This is a genomic window from Micromonospora sp. NPDC048169, from assembly GCF_040652815.1.
Classification (GTDB): Bacteria; Actinomycetota; Actinomycetes; order Mycobacteriales; family Micromonosporaceae; genus Micromonospora.
Genome location: NZ_JBEZMS010000012.1, coordinates 114335 through 131890, shown reverse-complemented (window position 1 = coordinate 131890; position 17556 = coordinate 114335). Strand labels below are relative to the sequence as shown.

The following is a 17556-nucleotide window of genomic DNA, read 5'->3' as shown; positions in this document are numbered from 1 at the left end:
TCACTCGCACCGACTCTGGTCACCGTGCCGCTTTTCGTCAGCGACTGCGGGGCTCGCAAAACCGGCTCACTCCTCGCGCTCACCAACGAGGGAGCGTGCTGTCGCGGTCCGGGTCGCCGCCCAGCGCGGCGATGCCGAGCCAGTCGGCGCACACGTCGGACGTGGCCGGATGCAGCGAACCGCAGCGGGCGTCCCGGTAGAGCCGCTCCAGCGGATGCCCACGCCGCGTCGCCGAGGTGCCCGCCGCCTCCAGCATGGAGGCCGCGACGTCGGCCGCGGTGGTGCCGGCGAGCAGCTTGGCCCGCCACACCCAGCGGTTCGTCTCGGCGTCGCCGGGCGCCTCGTCGACCCGCCGGGCCGCCTCGGCGACCACCAGTTCGGCGGCGGCGGTGGCCGCGTCGGCCCGGCCCAGACGGGCCCGCACGGCGGGCAGGCCGGCCAGGTTGCGCGCGTTGAGGTGCTCGGCCGCGGCGTCGACGGCGGCCCGGGCCACGCCGACGTAGACCGCCGCGTAGCTCGCCACCAGCCAGTGCGGCATGAGCTGGGCGACGACCAGGGCCAGCCCTTCGACGCCGCCGAGCAGCCGGTCGGCCGGGACCGTCACGTCCAGGTGCACGTCGTGCGAGGAGGTGGCCCGCATGCCGAGCGAGTCCCAGGTGGGCTCGACGGTGATCCCGTCCCCGGCCGGGACCAGGAACTGCGACACCACCGACTGGTCGGCGGCGCTGCGGGCGGCCACCAGGTAGCCGTCCGGGTGGCCGGCCCCGGAGCAGAACGTCTTGCTGCCCTTGATGTGCCAGCCACCCTCGACCGGCTCGTAGACGGTGCTGAGCTGGGACAACCGGGCGCCGGCGCCGCGTTCGCTCATCGCGACCGCGTACCAGGCGCCGGCGGCCGCCGCGCGCAGCAACCGGTCCCGCGCCGCCAGCGCCTCGTCCGGTACGCCGAGCGCCTCGGCCAGTTCCTCGGTGACCGCGCCCAGCGCCCCGGTGACCGAGGCGTGCATGTTGAACACCAGCGCGGTCGCGCCGTTGCCCCGGGCCAGTTCGGTGGCGACAGCTGCGTACTCGGCGAAGCTCGCGCCCGCGCCGCCCAGCTCGGGGGGCACCATCAGGCCGAACAGCCCTGCTTCCCGCAGGTCCGCGAAGTCGTCCACGGGGAACGAGCCGTCCCGGTCGTGCCCGGCCGCGCGGGCGGCCAGTCGCGGCGCCAACCGGCGGGCCGCCTCCAGCGCGTGCACAGTCATGTCGCCCCCTTCTCGCGTCCTTTACCCCGGGCGGCCCCGGCTACCCGCTCCGGCGCCCCCAGCCCTGGTACAGCACCGCCGTCGACCGGGTCGGCACGATGCGCGGTTCGGTCCGGCCCGGACGGTCGCCGCCGCGCATGCGGCGCAGCAGCCACGCGAGCGTCCCGCCCAGCTCCGGGCGGACCCCGCGCACCGTCAGCGACACGCCGTGCCGGGCGCACTCGGCGACCAGTGCGCGGGCGTCGACGAACAGCCGCGGGTCGTGGATGCCACGCGGCACCGTGGGCAGCCGTTCGCCCAGCTCCACCGCGACCAGCCGGGCCAGCAGCGTGTCGTTGAGCGTGTCCAGCACCAGCAGGCCGCCGGGTCGCAGCAGCCGGCACGCCTCGGCGACCGCCCGCCGCCAGTCCGGTACGTGCTCCAGCACCTCCCCGGCGGAGACCACCGCGGCGCAGCCGTCGGCCAGCGGCACCGCCGTCGCGTCGCCCTGGATCACGGTCACGCCGTGCTTCGCGGCCTGGTCGAGCGCGGAGCGGGTCAGGTCCACCCCGACGTGGTGGTAGCCCTTCCCGGCCAGGTGCGGCGCCAGCAGCCCGGCGCCGCAACCCAGGTCGACGAGCGGATCGTCCGGCGTGGACGACGGAGGCACGAGTGCCGCGCGCGCCCGCGCCAGCCAGTGCAGCATCGCGAACGCTCCGTCCGGCCGCCACCACTCGCCGGCCAGGTCGTCGTACTGCCGGGGGTCGTTCGGCGGCAGCACCCGGTACGGAGTGGACACCGGGGACGCGTCGGGCATGCGTCGAGCGTGGCACGACTGCCCGGTAACGACCAGACTTCCGGTATGTCGACACGGGTGTCAGGGCTCGTCCGGGCGAGCCATCCGGAGCCGGCGGCGGCGGTCACCGTGGTCGCCGCGCTGCTCGCCGCCGGTGTCGGGCACTCCGCGGCCGGTGTCGTCGCGGTGGGGCTGACGGTGCTGGCCAGTCAGCTCGCGGTCGGGTGGAGCAACGACCTGATCGACGCCGACCGGGACGCCGCGGTGGGGCGTACCGACAAACCGGTGACCACCGGCGCGGTGGCCCGGCCGACGCTGGCCCGCGCCACCGCGGTGGCCGCCCTCGCCGTGCCCCTGCTGGCGCTGGCCGGCGGCCCGGCCGCGGCGGCCTGCGCCACCCTGGGCCTGGTCTCCGCGCTGCTCTACAACCGGCCGCTGAAGTCGACGCCGGTTTCGGTGCTGCCCTACGCGGTCTCGTTCGGCGCGCTGCCCGCGTTCGTGGTGCTCGCGCTGCCCGGCTCGCCGGCGCCCCCGGTCTGGCTGGTGGCCGCCGCCGCGCTGCTCGGCGCCGGCGCGCACTTCGCCAACGTGCTGCCCGACCTGGCCGACGACGCCCGGACCGGGGTGCGCGGGCTGCCGCACCGGATCGGGCCGGTGGGCAGCCGGCTGGCCGCCGCCGGGCTGCTGCTCGCGGCCACTGTCACGCTGGTCCTCGGCCCGCCCGGGCCGCCGTCGTGGACCGGCCTGTCGGCGGTCGCCGCCGCCGTCGCCGTGCCGGCGGCCGGCTGGTACGCGGGACGCTCCGCGCCCGGACGCTCGGCGGCCGCCTTCCGGGCTGTGCTGGTGGTGGCGCTCATCGATGTGGTGCTGCTGGTGACGAGCGGCCGGGTGGTCTGAGCAGCTCCCTCCGAGGTGGTATTGCCGGGTCCGCGTGCGGGCCTCGATCAGCTCCAACTACCCTGGAGCGCGGTCTGCGCGGGTATGGCCACCCCGTGCCCGGTGGTCGACCGGGCGGGGATCGTGACGAGGAGGACCGACGTGACGCGCTCGATCAGGGGTTCCCGGGGGCCGGCCCTGCTGCTGGCCGGCACGGCGGCGGCGGCGAGCCTGCTGCTGTCCGGGTGCGGCGCCGGGCAGATTTCCGAGACCGCCAACAAGATCCCGTCGGTACAGGGCGTCAACGTCCAGACCTCCGACAACCTCTACAAGGTGCGCGGGCTCTACGTGCAGTTCCCGGGCCCGAAGGGCTACGAGGCCGGGTCGAACGCGCCGGTCAACGTGGTGATCTACAACGACAGCGAGAAGCCGGTGACCGTGACGGTCACGACCGACAGCGCGCGGGAGATCGTGCTCACCGGTTCCGGCGCGGGCGAGAGCGGCGCGGCCACCCCGACCGGTTCGCCCACCGAGCCGGTGACCACCTCGCCGACCGCGTCCGACCCGAGCGCCTCGCCGAGCCAGTCGCTGGAGGTGACCGGGTCGCCGTCGGCCAGCCCGTCGCCGAGCGAGAGCGAGTCCGCGCCCGCCGGTCAGCCGGCCCGGATCGAGATCCCGGCGCTCAGCTACGCCCAGCTCAACGCCGGCAACCCGCGGTTCCTCCAGCTCGTCGGCCTGAACGAGAAGCTGCTCGTCGGCCAGCAGGTCAACCTGACCTTCGACTTCGGCGACGGCAAGGTCGTCAAGACCCCGGCCCCGATCGGCATCCCGCTGACGGCGGAGGCCACGCCGTCGAAGATCGTGAACCCGCGTGAGCACGCCGGTGAGGACGGCGGCGCCGAGGGCGGCCACTGACCTCCCCCTCCTTCCGTCGGCACCGCCGCCGTGGCCAGCGCCACGCCGGCGGTGTCGCCGTTTCGGGTGGGCTTTCGTCGTACGGGCCGGTTAGCGTCCGGTGGTGACCTCGTCCCGATCGACCCCCTCCCGTGCCGGCGCCGGCCGCGGTCGCGCCGCCACCCGCGAACCCCGCCCGGCCTACGAGTGCGACGCCTGCGGCCACCAGCCGCCGAAGTGGGTGGGCCGGTGCCCCGAGTGCGGCGAGTGGGGCTCGGTGGTCGAGTGCACGGTCACCGGTCCCATGGTCTCCGGCCGGGTGGTCAGCTCACGGATGCCGGCCGAGCCGGCCCGGCCGATCGCCGCGATCAGCGCCGCGCCCGCCCGGGCCCGCCCCACCGGCGTCAGCGAGCTCGACCGGGTGCTCGGCGGCGGGCTGGTTCCCGGCGCTGTGGTGCTGCTCGCCGGTGAGCCCGGCGTGGGCAAGTCGACGCTGCTGCTCGACGTGGCCCAGCAGTGGGCGGCCGGTGCCGGCAGCCCGTCGCTGGTGGTCAGCGGCGAGGAGTCGGTCAGCCAGGTGCGGCTGCGCGCCGAGCGGATGGGCGCCCTGCACGACCAGCTCTACCTGGCCGCCGAGAGCGACCTGTCGGCGGTGCTCGGCCACCTCGACGCGGTCAAGCCGGGGCTGCTGGTGCTCGACTCGGTGCAGACCATCTCGACCACCGGCACCGAGGGCGTGCCGGGCGGCGTCACCCAGGTCCGCGCGGTCACCGCCGCGCTGGTCGCGGTGGCCAAGGAGCGCGGCATCGCCACCGTGCTGGTCGGGCACGTCACCAAGGACGGCCAGGTGGCCGGTCCCCGGGTGCTGGAGCACCTGGTCGACGTGGTGCTGCACTTCGAGGGCGACAAGCACTCCTCGCTGCGCATGGTGCGCGGCGTGAAGAACCGCTTCGGCGCGGCCGACGAGGTGGGCTGCTTCGAGATGCACGAGGGCGGCATCAGCAGCCTGGCCGACCCGTCCGGGCTGTTCCTGACCCGCTACTCCGAGCCGGTGCCGGGCACCTGCGTGACGGTGGCGATGGAGGGGCGCCGGGCGCTGGTGACCGAGGTGCAGGCGCTGATCGGGGCAACTGTCGCCGGCTCGCCCCGGCGCACCGTCTCCGGCCTCGACAGCGCCCGGCTCGCCATGGTCCTCGCGGTTCTCCAGCGCCGCACCGAGCGGCTCACGCTGCACGACCGGGAGGTCTTCGCCGCCACCGTCGGCGGCATCCGGGTGGTGGAGCCGGCGGCCGACCTGGCCGTGGCGCTCGCCGTCGCGTCCGGCGGGCTCAACCTGGCGCTCAACCCGCATCTGGTGGCCATCGGCGAGGTGGGCCTCACCGGCGAGGTCCGCCGCGTCGGCGCGGTCCCCCGCCGGCTGGCCGAGGCCGCCCGGCTCGGCTTCCGGCTGGCCCTCGTGCCGCCCGGCTGCGGGCCGGAGAGCAGCGGCGCCGGGCCGGAGAACATGCGGGTGATCGAGGTCACCGACGTGCGAGCCGCCCTCCAGGCGGCCGCCCGCGCGTCGGCGGAGTGACACGGGTGGGATCCGCCGGGCGTTTCCGGGCAGGCCACGCAGGCCGCACCGACCCGCCCGAGCCGGGCATCGTGACACATCACAGTAACCACGAGAGCACCCACCGCATGGCAGTCCGTAGACTGTGCCCGTGCCGATCGACCGCGATGCCACAAAGCCCGCAACGGCGACGCCGCACGCCCGTACCGGCGCCGTGAGCGGCAACACCGCTCGTGCCATCAGCGTGAGCGTCAACGGAAGCGTCGGCGGCGGGGCCGGCGCCGACCCGCTGCGCGCCAATCTCGCCCTGATGGCGCCCGGGACCGCCCTGCGCGACGGCCTGGAGCGGATCCTGCGCGGCCGCACCGGCGCGCTGATCGTGCTCGGCTACGACAAGGTGGTCGAGCAGATCTGCACCGGCGGCTTCCCGATGGACGTGGAGTTCTCCGCCACCCGGGTCCGGGAGCTGTGCAAGATGGACGGCGCGGTGGTGCTCTCCAGCGACGGCACCCGGATCGTGCAGGCCGGCGTGCACCTGATGCCCGACCCGTCCATCCCCACCGAGGAGTCCGGCACCCGGCACCGCACCGCCGAGCGGGTGGCCCGGCAGACCGGCTACCCGGTCATCTCGGTCAGCCAGTCGATGCGGATCATCAGCCTCTACGTCAACGGCCAGCGGCACGTGCTGGACGACTCGGCAGCCATCCTGTCCCGTGCCAACCAGGCGCTCGCCACGCTGGAGCGCTACAAGCTGCGGCTGGACGAGGTCTCCGGCACGCTCTCCGCGCTGGAGATCGAGGATCTGGTCACCGTCCGCGACGCGGTGGCGGTGGTGCAGCGGCTGGAGATGGTCCGCCGGATCGCCGACGAGATCGCCGGCTACGTGGTGGAACTGGGCACCGACGGCCGCCTGCTGGCCCTTCAGCTCGACGAGCTGATGGCCGGCGTGGACGCCGACCGCACCCTGGTCATCCGCGACTACCTGCCGACCGGCCGCAAGTCGCGCACGCTCGACGAGGCGCTCGTCGAGCTCGACCTGCTCAGCGCCACCGAACTCATCGACCTCGTGGCGGTGGCGAAGGCGATCGGTTACCCGTCCGCCTCGGACGCGCTCGACGCGGCGGTCAGCCCGCGCGGTTTCCGCCTGCTGGCGAAGGTGCCCCGGCTGCCGGTCGCCGTGGTCGACCGGCTGGTGGTGCACTTCGGCAGCCTCCAGCGGCTGCTCGGCGCGACTGTGGAAGACCTCCAGGCGGTCGAGGGCGTGGGCGACGCCCGCGCCCGTGGCGTCCGCGAGGGCCTGTCCCGGCTCGCCGAGGCGAGCATCCTCGAACGGTACGTCTGACCGACTGCTCAGCCGGTGACAGTCAGCTTCACCGGCTCGCTGATCTTGGTGCCGACCCGGGCGAACAGCTGGTACGCCCCGATCGCGGCGAACTCACCGCTCGCGACCCCGTTGGCGCACCTGTTGTCCCGCCGGCCGTTCCAGCCCAGCTCGTAGGAGCGCTCGAAGTTCGGCGTGAACGACTGCACGTCCGAGCCCTTGCCGGTGCCGCAGGTGTCCGACGACCAGACCTTCTCCGCGCCCGACTTCAGGTACAGCTCCTGGAGATCGGCGCCGACGTCCCGGCTGCACGTACGGTTCGACACGTTCTTGACCTTGAGGCGCAGCGTGACCACAGTGCCCCGCTGGGCGGTGGGCGGCACCGCCACCGGCGTCACCAGCAACTCGGAGTCGGTGCAGGTGCCGTCATCGGAGACCGGCTGGCCGGTGGCGCCGCCGTTGCCGTTGCCACCCCCGTTGTTCACGCCCCCGCCGGTGTTCGCGCCGCCGCTGCTCGCGCCACCGTCGCCGGTGCCGCCGCCGGTGTTCGCGCCGCCGCCGCTGTCGCCGGCCGTCGGTGACGGGCCGCCCGACTGCGGGGTCAGCACCGAACCGGACGGGTCGGGCTGAGCGCCGGCGGAACCGCTCGGGGACGGGTCCGTACCCGGCGCACCGGTGTTGCGGTCCGTGCCGGTGCAGGAATAGAGCAGGACAATCAGGAAGAGCAGCCCTGCTCCGAGCACGACGGCACGACGCCGCCAGTACACGGCAGGGGGCAGGGGGCCGACCGTCAGACGCATGATGCGCCTACCGTAGCCGCGCGGCGCACGGCTCGCCGGTCCGACGCGCCGGGAACCCGCCGCGGCACCCGGACAGCCGTCCACAGTGGAGTGCGACGATCACCGTCAGAGGTAGACCTTGCGCTGGTAGATCGCGTGCGCGCCGGCCACCCGGTCGAGGAAGAGCAGCCCCGCGCAGTGGTCGATCTCGTGCTGGAGCGCACGCGCCTCGAAGCCGTCGGTCACCAGCCGGACCGGCTCGCCGCTGCCCGGAAGCACACCCTCGACCACCAGGCGGCTGGCCCGCTTCACATCGCCGGTCAGGTCCGGCACCGACATGCAGCCCTCCCGGCCGGCCTTCCACCGGGACGCCTCCACCACCCGGGCGTTGCAGAGCACGAACGTGCCGTGCACCGTGACCGCCTTCGGATGCCCCGTCACGTCCACCGCGAACACCTGCGCGCTCACCCCCACCTGCGGCGCCGCCAGGCCCACACAGCCGGGCGAGACGCGCATCGTGGCCACCAGGTCGGCGGCGAGGCGCACCACCTCGGCAGACGTCGGGTCGACCTCCGGGCCGGGTTGGCTCAGCACCGGCTCCGGGGCCGTGACCACCGGACGCACCGCACCGGAGACGCCGAGCTTCTCCGGTGTCCAGCCGCCCAGGCCCGCGTACTCCGGCCCGGTCACAGCAGATCCGTGTCCGCCGGGCGGAGGCTGACCCCCACGCCCAGATCCGCGGCGACCCGGGTGAGCCGGCCGGCCACCTCGTCCGACACGCCGGGCGGCAACTCGACCTCGGCGACCACCACGTAGAGCGAGCCGGTCAGCCGGGTGCTCAGGTCGGTGACGTTCCCGCCCGCGTCGGTGAGCACCCGGGTCATCGCCGCGACGATGCCCATCCGGTCCGCGCCGTGCACCGCCAGCACGTACGGCTCGCCCGTGGGCTCGCTGCCGCCGTCCGGCGTGACAGCGCGTACGGTGGCCAGCAGGTGACCGTCGGCGGCGAGCGGGGCCAGCGCGGCCTCGACGTCGGCGGCGGCCGGGCCAACGCAGATCAGGGTCATCGCGAAGTGTCCACGCAGCCGGGTCATCGTCGAGTCGGTGAGGTTCGCGCCCAGCCGGGCGAGGACCTCCGCGACGTCGGCCACGATGCCCGGCCGGTCCCGGCCGATGACGGTGATCGCGAGCTCGTTCATTCGGACATTCTGCCCCGTCGTCCATGATCGATCGACACCGGCCACCCGCCCGCCCAACCTGCGGGAAAGGCAGTCGTGACATGATCGGCGGCGCGATGTCCGAGCCCACATTCGCCACCCTGGTCAGCCGGTGGTACGAGCGCAACGCCCGCGACCTGCCCTGGCGCAAGCCCGGCATCGGCGCCTGGGCGATCCTGGTCAGCGAGGTCATGCTCCAGCAGACCCCTGTGGTCCGGGTGGTACCCGCCTTCCAGGCATGGCTGGCCCGCTGGCCCGAGCCGCGCGCGCTCGCCGAGGACACCCCGGCCGAGGCGATCCGGATGTGGGGGCGGCTCGGCTACCCCCGCCGGGCGATCCGCCTGCGCGAGTGCGCGGTGGCAATAGTGGAACGGCACGGCGGCGTGGTGCCCGACCGGCTCGACCAGCTGCTGGCGCTACCTGGTGTCGGCACGTACACGGCCCGCGCGGTCGCCGCGTTCGCGTACGGGCAGCGGCACCCGGTGGTGGACACCAACGTCCGGCGGGTGGTGTGCCGGGCGATCGCCGGAGAACCCGACGCCGGCCCCACCACCCGCCCGGCCGACCTGGTCGCCACCGAGGAGCTGCTGCCGATCGAGCCGGCCGCCGCCGCGCTCGCCAGCGCCGCGTTCATGGAACTCGGCGCCGTTGTCTGCACCGCCCGTACGCCGCGCTGCGCGGTCTGCCCGGTCGAGTCGAGCTGCGCCTGGCGGGCCTCCGGGCAGGCCGCCCCGGCCGGACCGACCCGCCGGCCGCAGCGCTACGCGGGCACCGACCGGCAGGTACGCGGACTGCTGCTCGCGGTGCTGCGGGAGTCCACCGGCCCGGTGCCGCACCAGCGGCTGGACCAGGTCTGGCACGACGACGTGCAGCGGGCCCGGGCCCTGGCCGGCCTGGTCACCGACGGCCTGGTGGAACCGGTTGGCGAGGAGTCGTTCCGCCTGGCCGGCGACGGCCCCGCCCTCCCCCTCCCCTGACCGCACCCCACCCACCCGCCCCGCCCCCTCACCGCAAGCGGTGATCAAGGAGTTTGTGTCCCCGAGAAGCCCATCGGGAGACACAAACTCCTTGATCAACCGGGTAGGGGCGGGGCGGGTGGGGTGGGGTGGGTGGGCATGGGAAAGGCGACGGCCCCGGTGGCTTTCGCCTACCGGGGCCGTCGCCCTTCGTGCTCTCGTTATGCGGCGTCGTCCGCGCCGGTGGCGGCGGTGCCGCCGAGGTCCGCCGGGACCGCGTCCGGCACGGCGTCCGGCCGGTCCGCACCCCGGAAGACGAGCTTGGACTTGTCGATGTTCTCCGGGTCGCCCTCGCAGTCCACCACCACGATCTGACCCGGGGTCAGCTCGTTGAACAGGATCCGCTCGGACAGGTTGTCCTCGATGTCGCGCTGGATCGTGCGGCGCAGCGGCCGGGCACCCAGCACCGGGTCGAAGCCCTTCTTCGCGAGGTACTTCTTCGCGTTGTCGGTCAGCTCCAGACCCATGTCCTTGTTGCGCAGCTGGGTCTCGATGCGCTGGATCATGATGTCGACGATCGAGAGGATCTCGGTCTCGCGGAGCTGGTGGAAGACGATGGTGTCGTCGATCCGGTTGAGGAACTCGGGCCGGAAGTGCTGCTTGAGCTCGTCGTTGACCTTCTGCTTCATCCGGTCGTAGTTCGACTCGGAGTCCTCAGAGGCCTGGAAGCCCAGCGACACCGCCTTGGCGACGTCACGCGTACCGAGGTTGGTGGTCAGGATGATGACCGTGTTCTTGAAGTCCACGATCCGGCCCTGGCCGTCGGTGAGGCGCCCGTCCTCCAGGATCTGGAGGAGCGTGTTGAACACGTCCGGGTGGGCCTTCTCGATCTCGTCGAAGAGGACCACCGAGAACGGCCGGCGACGCACCTTCTCGGTGAGCTGCCCGCCCTCGTCGTAGCCGACGTAGCCGGGAGGGGCACCGACGAGCCGGGACACGGTGTACCGGTCGTGGAACTCCGACATGTCGAGCTGGATGAGGGCGTCCTCGCTGCCGAACAGGAACTCGGCCAGCGCCTTGGACAGCTCGGTCTTACCGACGCCGGATGGGCCGGCGAAGATGAACGAGCCGGAGGGGCGCTTCGGGTCCTTCAGGCCGGCCCGGGTACGCCGGATCGCCTTCGAGACCGCCTTGACCGCGTCCTCCTGGCCGATGACGCGCTTGTGCAGCTCGTCCTCCATGCGCAGCAGGCGCGAGGTCTCCTCCTCGGTCAGCTTGTAGACCGGGATGCCGGTCCAGTTGCCGAGCACCTCGGCGATCTGCTCGTCGTCGACCTCGCTGACGACGTCCAGGTCACCGGCCTTCCACTCCTTCTCCCGCTGCGCCTTCTGGCCCAGCAGCTGCTTCTCGGTGTCGCGCAGCTGCGCGGCCCGCTCGAAGTCCTGCGCGTCGATCGCGGACTCCTTGTCGCGGCGCACCTGGGCGATGCGCTCGTCGAAGTCGCGCAGGTCCGGCGGCGCGGTCATCCGGCGGATGCGCATCCGGGCACCCGCCTCGTCGATCAGGTCGATCGCCTTGTCCGGCAGGAACCGGTCGGAGATGTACCGGTCGGCCAGCGTCGCGGCGGCGACCAGGGCGGCGTCGGTGATGGAGACGCGGTGGTGCGCCTCGTAGCGGTCCCGCAGGCCCTTGAGGATCTCGATGGTGTGGGCCAGCGACGGCTCACCCACCTGGATCGGCTGGAAACGACGCTCCAGAGCGGCGTCCTTCTCCAGGTGCTTGCGGTACTCGTCGAGCGTGGTGGCGCCGATGGTCTGCAGCTCACCACGGGCCAGCATCGGCTTGAGGATGCTGGCGGCGTCGATCGCGCCCTCGGCCGCACCCGCACCGACGAGGGTGTGGATCTCGTCGATGAACAGGATGATGTCGCCCCGGGTGCGGATCTCCTTGAGCACCTTCTTCAGGCGCTCCTCGAAGTCGCCGCGGTAGCGGGAACCGGCGACCAGGGCACCGAGGTCGAGCGTGTAGAGCTGCTTGTCCTTCAGCGTCTCGGGCACCTCGCCCTTGATGATCTTCTGGGACAGGCCCTCCACCACGGCGGTCTTGCCGACGCCGGGCTCACCGATCAGCACCGGGTTGTTCTTGGTGCGGCGGGACAGCACCTGCATGACCCGCTCGATCTCCTTCTCGCGCCCGATGACCGGGTCGAGCTTGCCCTCGCGGGCGGCCTGGGTCAGGTTGCGGCCGAACTGGTCCAGCACGAGGCTGGTCGACGGCGCGGCCTCGCCCGGCGCGGCGCCGGCCGCGGCCGGCTCCTTGCCCTGGTAGCCGGAGAGCAGCTGGATGACCTGCTGGCGCACCCGGTTCAGGTCGGCGCCCAGCTTCACCAGGACCTGGGCGGCGACGCCCTCGCCCTCGCGGATCAGGCCGAGCAGGATGTGCTCGGTGCCGATGTAGTTGTGGCCGAGCTGCAGCGCCTCGCGCAGCGACAGCTCCAGCACCTTCTTGGCCCGCGGCGTGAACGGGATGTGCCCGCTCGGCGCCTGCTGGCCCTGGCCGATGATCTCCTCGACCTGCTGACGCACGCCCTCCAGGGAGATGCCGAGGCTCTCCAGGGCCTTTGCCGCGACACCCTCACCCTCGTGGATCAGGCCCAGCAGGATGTGTTCCGTACCGATGTAGTTGTGGTTGAGCATCCGGGCCTCTTCTTGGGCCAGGACGACAACCCGTCGCGCTCGGTCGGTGAACCGCTCGAACATGCCCTCGTGCTCCTCACGTGCCGTGCGCCTTGATGGTCAGATCTCGGCGGGGCCGGTGCGCGGACGTCCGGGACGGGCGTCCGTGCCTCCTTACTCTATCGCCGCGGACCGCCTCCGCTGAGGTCGTGTGCCCCCGCGAATGACCGTTCCGGCGTCGTTTCTGACAACCGTCCACGCTCAGGAGGTGTTCCGGGACCCCTGCCTGTACGCGCAGAGCGAAATTCGACCGGCGGCCGAACGGCCGGTCGAGGTGGACCCGGTGCGTCGCCGGCGCGTCCGCCGGGTCGTCCACAGCCTGTGGACGCAGTCTCCACCGCCTGTGGACAACCGTCCCCGGCGGAGATTTCTTCCCCGACCGTGGACCGGCCGGCCCGCTCGGGCCGCACCGGCCAGCCGGCGCGGCGCGGCCGAAACGGGACCGCGCGACCGGTCGGGGACGCGGACGCGGAAACAGGACACCAGCGCGCAACAGGACACCGACGCGGAAACGGCGACGCCGGCCCGGAGTGGCACTCCGGTCCGGCGTCGCGTCGCCCGTGACGAGGGTGGGGTCAGTGCCCCGCCTTCGCGTGGTACTCGTCCACGATCTCCTGCGGGATCCGGCCCCGGTCGGAGATGTCCTTGCCGGCCTTCTTGGCCCACTCGCGGATGGCCCGGTTCTGCTCGCGGTCGGCGGTCGCCCCGCCCCGGCCCCGAGCGGCCCGGCCACCCACGACCACACCCCCGCGACCGACCTTCGTTCCGTTCGCGATGTACGGCGCGAATACGTCACGCAATTTACCGGCGTTGGATGCGGAGAGGTCGATCTCGTACTGCACCCCGTCGAGCGCGAACTTGACGGTCTCGTCAGCGTCCCCACCGTCCAGGTCATCGACCAGCTTGTGAATGATCTGCTTGGCCACGTCCTACATTCCTTTCGAGCAGGGTTGTGCTCCTGCAATACCCCGAGCACAATAACCCGTCCGGCGCTTGCTCCGTCAATAGGACCGGGTAACGAGCCGGAGAAGGCTTGCGGAGCGCCTACTCGGGCCGGACCAACGGGAACAGGATCGTTTCCCGAATTCCGAGCCCCGTCAGTGCCATCAGCAGCCTGTCGATTCCCATTCCCATGCCTCCGGACGGCGGCATTCCATACTCCATCGCTCGGAGAAAATCCTCGTCCAGCCGCATGGCCTCGTCGTCTCCGCGCGCCGCGAGCTGCGCCTGGGCCACCAGCCGCTCGCGCTGCACGACCGGGTCGACCAGCTCCGAGTACGCGGTGCCCAGCTCGAATCCGAGCACGTAGAGGTCCCACTTCTCGGCCAGGCCCGGCTCGCTGCGGTGGGCCCGGGTCAGCGGGCTGGTCTCCTCCGGGTAGTCCATCACGAACGTCGGCGCCTGAAGGGACGGCACCACCAGTTCCTCGAACAACTCCTCGGCCAGCTTGCCCGGCCCCCACTTCGGGTCGACCGAGAGACCGACCTTGTCCGCGTACTCGACGAGGCGTGCCCTTTCGGTGCGGACGGTGACCTCCTCACCGAGCGCTTCGGAAAGAACACCGAACAGCGACACCGACCGCCACTGCCCGCCCAGATCGAACTCACGCCCGTCGGCGTGGGTCACCACCGTCGAGCCGGCGACCGCCAGTGCGGCCTGCTGCACGAGATTTCGGGTCAGCTCCGCCATCGTGTGGTAGTCGCCGTACGCCTGGTACGCCTCCAGCATCGCGAACTCGGGCGAGTGCGAAGAGTCGATGCCCTCATTACGGAAGTTGCGGTTGATCTCGAAGACGCGGTCCACGCCGCCGACCACCGCACGCTTGAGAAACAGTTCCGGCGCGATTCGCAGATACAGATCCGTGTCGAGCGCATTGCTGTGGGTCACGAATGGGCGGGCCGCCGCCCCGCCGTGCAGCAGTTGCAGCATCGGGGTCTCGACCTCGATGAAGTCCTGACCGTGCAGGGTGTCGCGCAGGCTGCGTACGGCGGTGGACCGGGTGCGTACCATCTGCCGCGCCTGCGGGCGGACGACCAGGTCCACGTAGCGCTGGCGGACCCGGGACTCCTCGCTGAGCGGCTTGTGCGCCACCGGCAGCGGGCGCAGCGCCTTGGCGGTCACCGCCCACTCCTCGGCGAGGACGGACAGCTCGCCGCGCCGGCTGGTGATCACCTCGCCGGTCACGCCGACGTGGTCACCGAGGTCGACCAGACGCTTCCAGTCCGCCAGCCGCTCGGCACCGACCCGGTCCAGCGAGAGCATCGCCTGGACCTCGGTACCGTCACCGTCGCGCAGCGTCGCGAAGCAGAGCTTGCCGGTGTTGCGAATGAAGATCACCCGGCCGGTGACCGAGACCCGGTCGCCGGTGGCGGTGTCGGTGGGCAGGTCGGCGTAGCGCTCCCGCAGCCGCGCGAGCGTGGTGGTGCGCGGGAAGCCCACGGGGTACGGCTCGACGCCCTCGGCGAGCATCCGGTCCCGCTTCTCCCGGCGGACCTTCATCTGCTCGGGAAGGTCGTCGGCGGGGTCTGTTGGCAGGGCGTTCTGCTCGGTCACGGCACGCTTCCTCAGGCCTTGGGGAACATCGGCGGGGTCAGCACATGAGCGTACTCAAGCGCCCGGGCGGCCGTTACGGGATAACCTGCCCGCCATGACCGACCCCACTGCGGCCCTCTCGTTCGGCGCCGCCGCGGCCGAGTACGACCGGTTCCGTCCCCGCTACCCCGAGGCCGCGTTGCGCTGGGCGCTGGACGGGCTGCACGCCGCCCGGGTGGTGGACCTCGGCGCCGGCACCGGCATCCTCACCCGAGGGCTGCTGGCGCTGAGCGGGCCGGTGGCGCGGGTCGTACCCGTGGAGCCCGATCCGGGGATGCGGGCGCAGCTGGCCGCCGCCACGCCTGGCACGACGGCGCTGGCCGGCAGCGCCGAGGCGGTGCCGCTGCCGGACGGGTCGGCGGACGCGGCGCTGGCCGGGCAGGCCTACCACTGGTTCGACAGGGAGCTGGCGCACGCCGAGGTGGCCCGTGTGCTGCGGCCGGGCGGCACGTTCGCGCCGGTCTGGAACATCCGCGACGAGCGGGTCGGCTGGGTCGCGGAGCTGACCCGGATCGCCCACCTCGGCGACAACGCGGGCGACGTGACCCAGCGGTACGCGGACTTCGGCCCCGCCTTCACGGCGGTCGAGGTGGGCGAGTTCGCGCACGCCACCACGCTCACTCCGGACGAGGTGGTGGCGATGCTGCACACCCGCTCGTTCTGGCTGACCGCCGACGCGGACGAGCGGCGGCGGGTGGACGCGGAGCTGGCGGAGCTGTTCGCCACCCACCCCGACCTGGCCGGCCGGGACGCCGTCGAGCTGCCGTACCGCACGATGGTGCTCCGGGCGTGCCGGAGTTGAAGCGGCGGCGTTGAAGCGGCGGCGTTGAAGCGGCGGCGTTAAGAAGGGGCCCTTCCTCTACCGGAGGCGTTAAGAGGGGGCCCTTCCTTGCACCTCAGACGTTGCGGTCGTAGACCATCCGCAGGCCGATCAGCGTGATCATCGGCTCGTGGTGGGTGATGGTGTGGCACTCGCCGAGCACCAGCGAGGCCAGGCCGCCGGTGGCGATGACCGCCTTCACGCCGCCCAGCTCCTCCGACATGCGCTCGACGATCCGGTCCACCTGGCCCGCGAAGCCGAAGTAGAGCCCGGCCTGAAGGCACTCGACAGTGTTCTTGCCGATCACCGAGCGCGGCCGGGTCGCCTCCACCTTGCGCAACTGGGCGGCGCGGGCGGCCAGCGCGTCGAAGGAGATCTCGATGCCGGGCGCGAACGCGCCGCCGAGGAATTCGCCCCGGCTGCTGACCAGGTCGAAGTTGGTGGTGGTGCCGAAGTCCACGACGATCGACGGCCCGCCGTAGAGCGTGTACGCGGCGAGCGTGTTCACCACCCGGTCCGCGCCCACCTCCTTCGGGTTGTCGATGGCGAGCTGCACGCCGGTCCGCACCCCCGGCTCGACGATCACGCTGGGCAGGTCGGCGTAGTACCTGTCCAGCATGGTGCGCAGCGAGCGCAGCGCGGCCGGCACGGTCGAGCAGGCGGCCACGCCGGTGATCTCCACGGCGTCGCCGGCGAGCAGCCCGCGGAACATCAGGCCCAGCTCGTCCGCGGTGGAGCGGGCGTCGGTCTTGATCCGCCACGAGTGCACCAGCTTGTCGCCGTCGAAGGTCGCCAGCACGGTGTTCGTGTTTCCGATGTCGATGCAGAGCAGCACAGCGGCAGCCTAGACGGCGCGCAGGTCGAGGGCGATGTCCAGGATCGGCGAGGAGTGGGTGAGCGCCCCCACCGAGAGGAAGTCGACGCCCGTCGCGCCGTACTCGGCCGCCATCGGCAGCGTCAGCCCGCCGGTGGCCTCCAGCTCCGCCCGGTCACCCACCGACGCCACCACCTCGCGCAGCTGGGCCGGGGTCATGTTGTCCAGCAGCAGGAACCGCGCGCCCGCCTCGACGGCCTCCACCGCCTCGGCCGGCGTGTCCACCTCGACCTGCACCGGGACGTCGGGGAACGCGTCCCGGACCCGGCGGAACGCGGCGGCGATCCCGCCCGCCGCGAGCTTGTGGTTGTCCTTGATCATGGCGACGTCGTACAGGCCCATCCGCTTGTTCGTGCCGCCACCGGCCCGGACCGCGTACTTCTCCAGCGCCCGCAGGCCCGGCGTGGTCTTGCGGGTGTCGAGCACCGTCGCCTTCGTGCCGGCGAGCGCGTCGGCCCAGGCCCGGGTGTGCGTTGCCACGCCGGACATGCGGGACAGCAGGTTCAGCGCCGTGCGCTCGCCGGTCAGCAGCAGCCGGGTCGGCCCGGTCACGGTCGCCAGCACGTCGCCGCGCGTCACCCGCTGCCCGTCGTGCGCCACAAGCGACACCTCGACCGTACGCCCCGCGCCGGTCACCTCGCCGACCAGCTCGAACACGGCGGCGGCCACCGGCAGTCCGGCCACCACGCCGTCGGCACGCGCCACCAGATCGGCCGTGTCGTGCTGCTCGTCCGGGATGGTGGCCACGCTCGTGACGTCGAGGAAGTCGGGCCCCAGATCCTCGCGCAGCGTGTCGACGATGACGTGCCGGACCCGCTCCGGGTCCAGGCCACCCTCCCGCAGCGCCCGCTCCGTCGGCTCCCTCATGAACTGTGCCTCCTTCGTTCGCGACTGCGGGGCTCGCAAAACCGGCTCACTC

Annotated in this window: 16 protein-coding genes; 6 read left to right on the top strand and 10 right to left on the bottom strand. The window is 72.6% G+C overall.

What is annotated here, in order from left to right; genetic code table 11:
• Positions 1–79: 79 nt before the first annotated feature.
• Both AB0D28_RS13720 and AB0D28_RS13715 read right to left on the bottom strand, forming a co-directional pair.
• Complete coding sequence (locus tag AB0D28_RS13720; protein ID WP_357385522.1) at positions 80–1246, bottom strand: acyl-CoA dehydrogenase family protein; 1167 nt, start codon at positions 1244–1246, stop codon at positions 80–82.
• Positions 1247–1286: 40 nt separating this feature from the next.
• Complete coding sequence (locus AB0D28_RS13715) at positions 1287–2042, bottom strand: methyltransferase domain-containing protein (RefSeq protein WP_357385520.1); 756 nt, start codon at positions 2040–2042, stop codon at positions 1287–1289.
• A 45-nt stretch (positions 2043–2087) separates the two neighbouring features.
• Here AB0D28_RS13715 and AB0D28_RS13710 point away from each other — a divergent pair, with 45 nt between their 5' ends.
• The 4 genes from AB0D28_RS13710 to disA all read left to right on the top strand — a co-directional run bounded on the left by AB0D28_RS13710 (position 2088) and on the right by disA (position 6685).
• On the top strand, positions 2088–2918 hold the full coding sequence (locus AB0D28_RS13710; RefSeq protein ID WP_357385518.1) for a UbiA family prenyltransferase: 831 nt from the start codon (positions 2088–2090) through the stop codon (positions 2916–2918).
• Between the two features lie 141 nt (positions 2919–3059).
• Positions 3060–3812, top strand: a complete 753-nt coding sequence (locus AB0D28_RS13705) for a hypothetical protein (protein ID WP_357385516.1) — start codon at positions 3060–3062, stop codon at positions 3810–3812.
• Between the two features lie 103 nt (positions 3813–3915).
• Positions 3916–5364 (top strand): DNA repair protein RadA, encoded by a 1449-nt coding sequence (gene radA / locus AB0D28_RS13700; protein WP_357385514.1) that lies wholly within the window; start codon positions 3916–3918, stop codon positions 5362–5364.
• Between the two features lie 130 nt (positions 5365–5494).
• On the top strand, positions 5495–6685 hold the full coding sequence (gene disA / locus AB0D28_RS13695; RefSeq protein ID WP_357385512.1) for a DNA integrity scanning diadenylate cyclase DisA: 1191 nt from the start codon (positions 5495–5497) through the stop codon (positions 6683–6685).
• An 8-nt stretch (positions 6686–6693) separates the two neighbouring features.
• Here disA and AB0D28_RS13690 read toward each other — a convergent pair whose 3' ends face one another.
• From AB0D28_RS13690 to AB0D28_RS13680, 3 genes are all read right to left on the bottom strand, one after another.
• Positions 6694–7464: a hypothetical protein gene (locus AB0D28_RS13690; RefSeq protein ID WP_357385510.1), complete on the bottom strand. Its 771-nt coding sequence runs from the start codon at positions 7462–7464 to the stop codon at positions 6694–6696.
• A gap of 105 nt (positions 7465–7569) precedes the next feature.
• Positions 7570–8133, bottom strand: coding sequence for a peptide deformylase (locus AB0D28_RS13685; RefSeq protein WP_357385508.1), 564 nt, complete (start codon positions 8131–8133; stop codon positions 7570–7572).
• A complete protein-coding gene (locus AB0D28_RS13680; RefSeq protein ID WP_357385506.1) occupies positions 8130–8642 on the bottom strand; it encodes an ACT domain-containing protein in 513 nt (170 codons plus the stop codon). Before AB0D28_RS13680 ends, AB0D28_RS13685 begins: the two co-directional genes overlap by 4 nt.
• A 95-nt stretch (positions 8643–8737) precedes the next feature.
• On the opposite strand from AB0D28_RS13680, the gene AB0D28_RS13675 reads away from it, so the two are divergent.
• Positions 8738–9637: an A/G-specific adenine glycosylase gene (locus AB0D28_RS13675; protein ID WP_357385504.1), complete on the top strand. Its 900-nt coding sequence runs from the start codon at positions 8738–8740 to the stop codon at positions 9635–9637.
• A 200-nt stretch (positions 9638–9837) separates the two neighbouring features.
• Here the strand turns inward: AB0D28_RS13675 and AB0D28_RS13670 are convergent, their stop codons facing one another.
• The 3 genes from AB0D28_RS13670 to lysS form a co-directional block, all read right to left on the bottom strand.
• Positions 9838–12375, bottom strand: coding sequence for an ATP-dependent Clp protease ATP-binding subunit (locus AB0D28_RS13670; protein ID WP_064446770.1), 2538 nt, complete (start codon positions 12373–12375; stop codon positions 9838–9840).
• 551 nt (positions 12376–12926) lie between these two features.
• Entirely contained in the window at positions 12927–13277 is a 351-nt protein-coding gene (locus AB0D28_RS13665; protein ID WP_013288952.1) for an Lsr2 family protein, read from the bottom strand.
• Between the two features lie 118 nt (positions 13278–13395).
• Positions 13396–14904 carry a lysine--tRNA ligase gene (gene lysS, locus AB0D28_RS13660; protein ID WP_357385502.1) on the bottom strand — a complete coding sequence of 503 codons (1509 nt, stop codon included), beginning with the start codon at positions 14902–14904 and terminating at the stop codon, positions 13396–13398.
• A 94-nt stretch (positions 14905–14998) separates the two neighbouring features.
• On the opposite strand from lysS, the gene AB0D28_RS13655 reads away from it, so the two are divergent.
• The gene (locus AB0D28_RS13655; protein WP_357385500.1) at positions 14999–15745 is read left to right on the top strand and encodes a class I SAM-dependent methyltransferase; all 747 of its coding nucleotides are present in this window, start codon (positions 14999–15001) and stop codon (positions 15743–15745) included.
• A gap of 94 nt (positions 15746–15839) precedes the next feature.
• Here AB0D28_RS13655 and AB0D28_RS13650 read toward each other — a convergent pair whose 3' ends face one another.
• Positions 15840–16598 (bottom strand): type III pantothenate kinase, encoded by a 759-nt coding sequence (locus AB0D28_RS13650; protein ID WP_013288955.1) that lies wholly within the window; start codon positions 16596–16598, stop codon positions 15840–15842.
• A 9-nt stretch (positions 16599–16607) separates the two neighbouring features.
• Positions 16608–17504: a carboxylating nicotinate-nucleotide diphosphorylase gene (gene nadC / locus AB0D28_RS13645; protein ID WP_357385498.1), complete on the bottom strand. Its 897-nt coding sequence runs from the start codon at positions 17502–17504 to the stop codon at positions 16608–16610.
• Between the last annotated feature and the right edge of the window lie 52 nt (positions 17505–17556).

Bases quoted from the DNA above. Each gene is read 5' to 3' on its own strand.
- AB0D28_RS13715 (WP_357385520.1), bottom strand. From the start codon at position 2,042: ATGCCCGACGCGTCCCCGGTGTCCACTCCGTACCGGGTGCTGCCGCCG.
- AB0D28_RS13680 (WP_357385506.1), bottom strand. From the start codon at position 8,642: ATGAACGAGCTCGCGATCACCGTCATCGGCCGGGACCGGCCGGGCATC.
- AB0D28_RS13670 (WP_064446770.1), bottom strand. From the start codon at position 12,375: ATGTTCGAGCGGTTCACCGACCGAGCGCGACGGGTTGTCGTCCTGGCC.
- AB0D28_RS13655 (WP_357385500.1), top strand. From the start codon at position 14,999: ATGACCGACCCCACTGCGGCCCTCTCGTTCGGCGCCGCCGCGGCCGAG.
- AB0D28_RS13675 (WP_357385504.1), top strand. From the start codon at position 8,738: ATGTCCGAGCCCACATTCGCCACCCTGGTCAGCCGGTGGTACGAGCGC.
- AB0D28_RS13690 (WP_357385510.1), bottom strand. From the start codon at position 7,464: ATGCGTCTGACGGTCGGCCCCCTGCCCCCTGCCGTGTACTGGCGGCGT.
- nadC (WP_357385498.1), bottom strand. From the start codon at position 17,504: ATGAGGGAGCCGACGGAGCGGGCGCTGCGGGAGGGTGGCCTGGACCCG.
- AB0D28_RS13720 (WP_357385522.1), bottom strand. From the start codon at position 1,246: ATGACTGTGCACGCGCTGGAGGCGGCCCGCCGGTTGGCGCCGCGACTG.
- AB0D28_RS13710 (WP_357385518.1), top strand. From the start codon at position 2,088: ATGTCGACACGGGTGTCAGGGCTCGTCCGGGCGAGCCATCCGGAGCCG.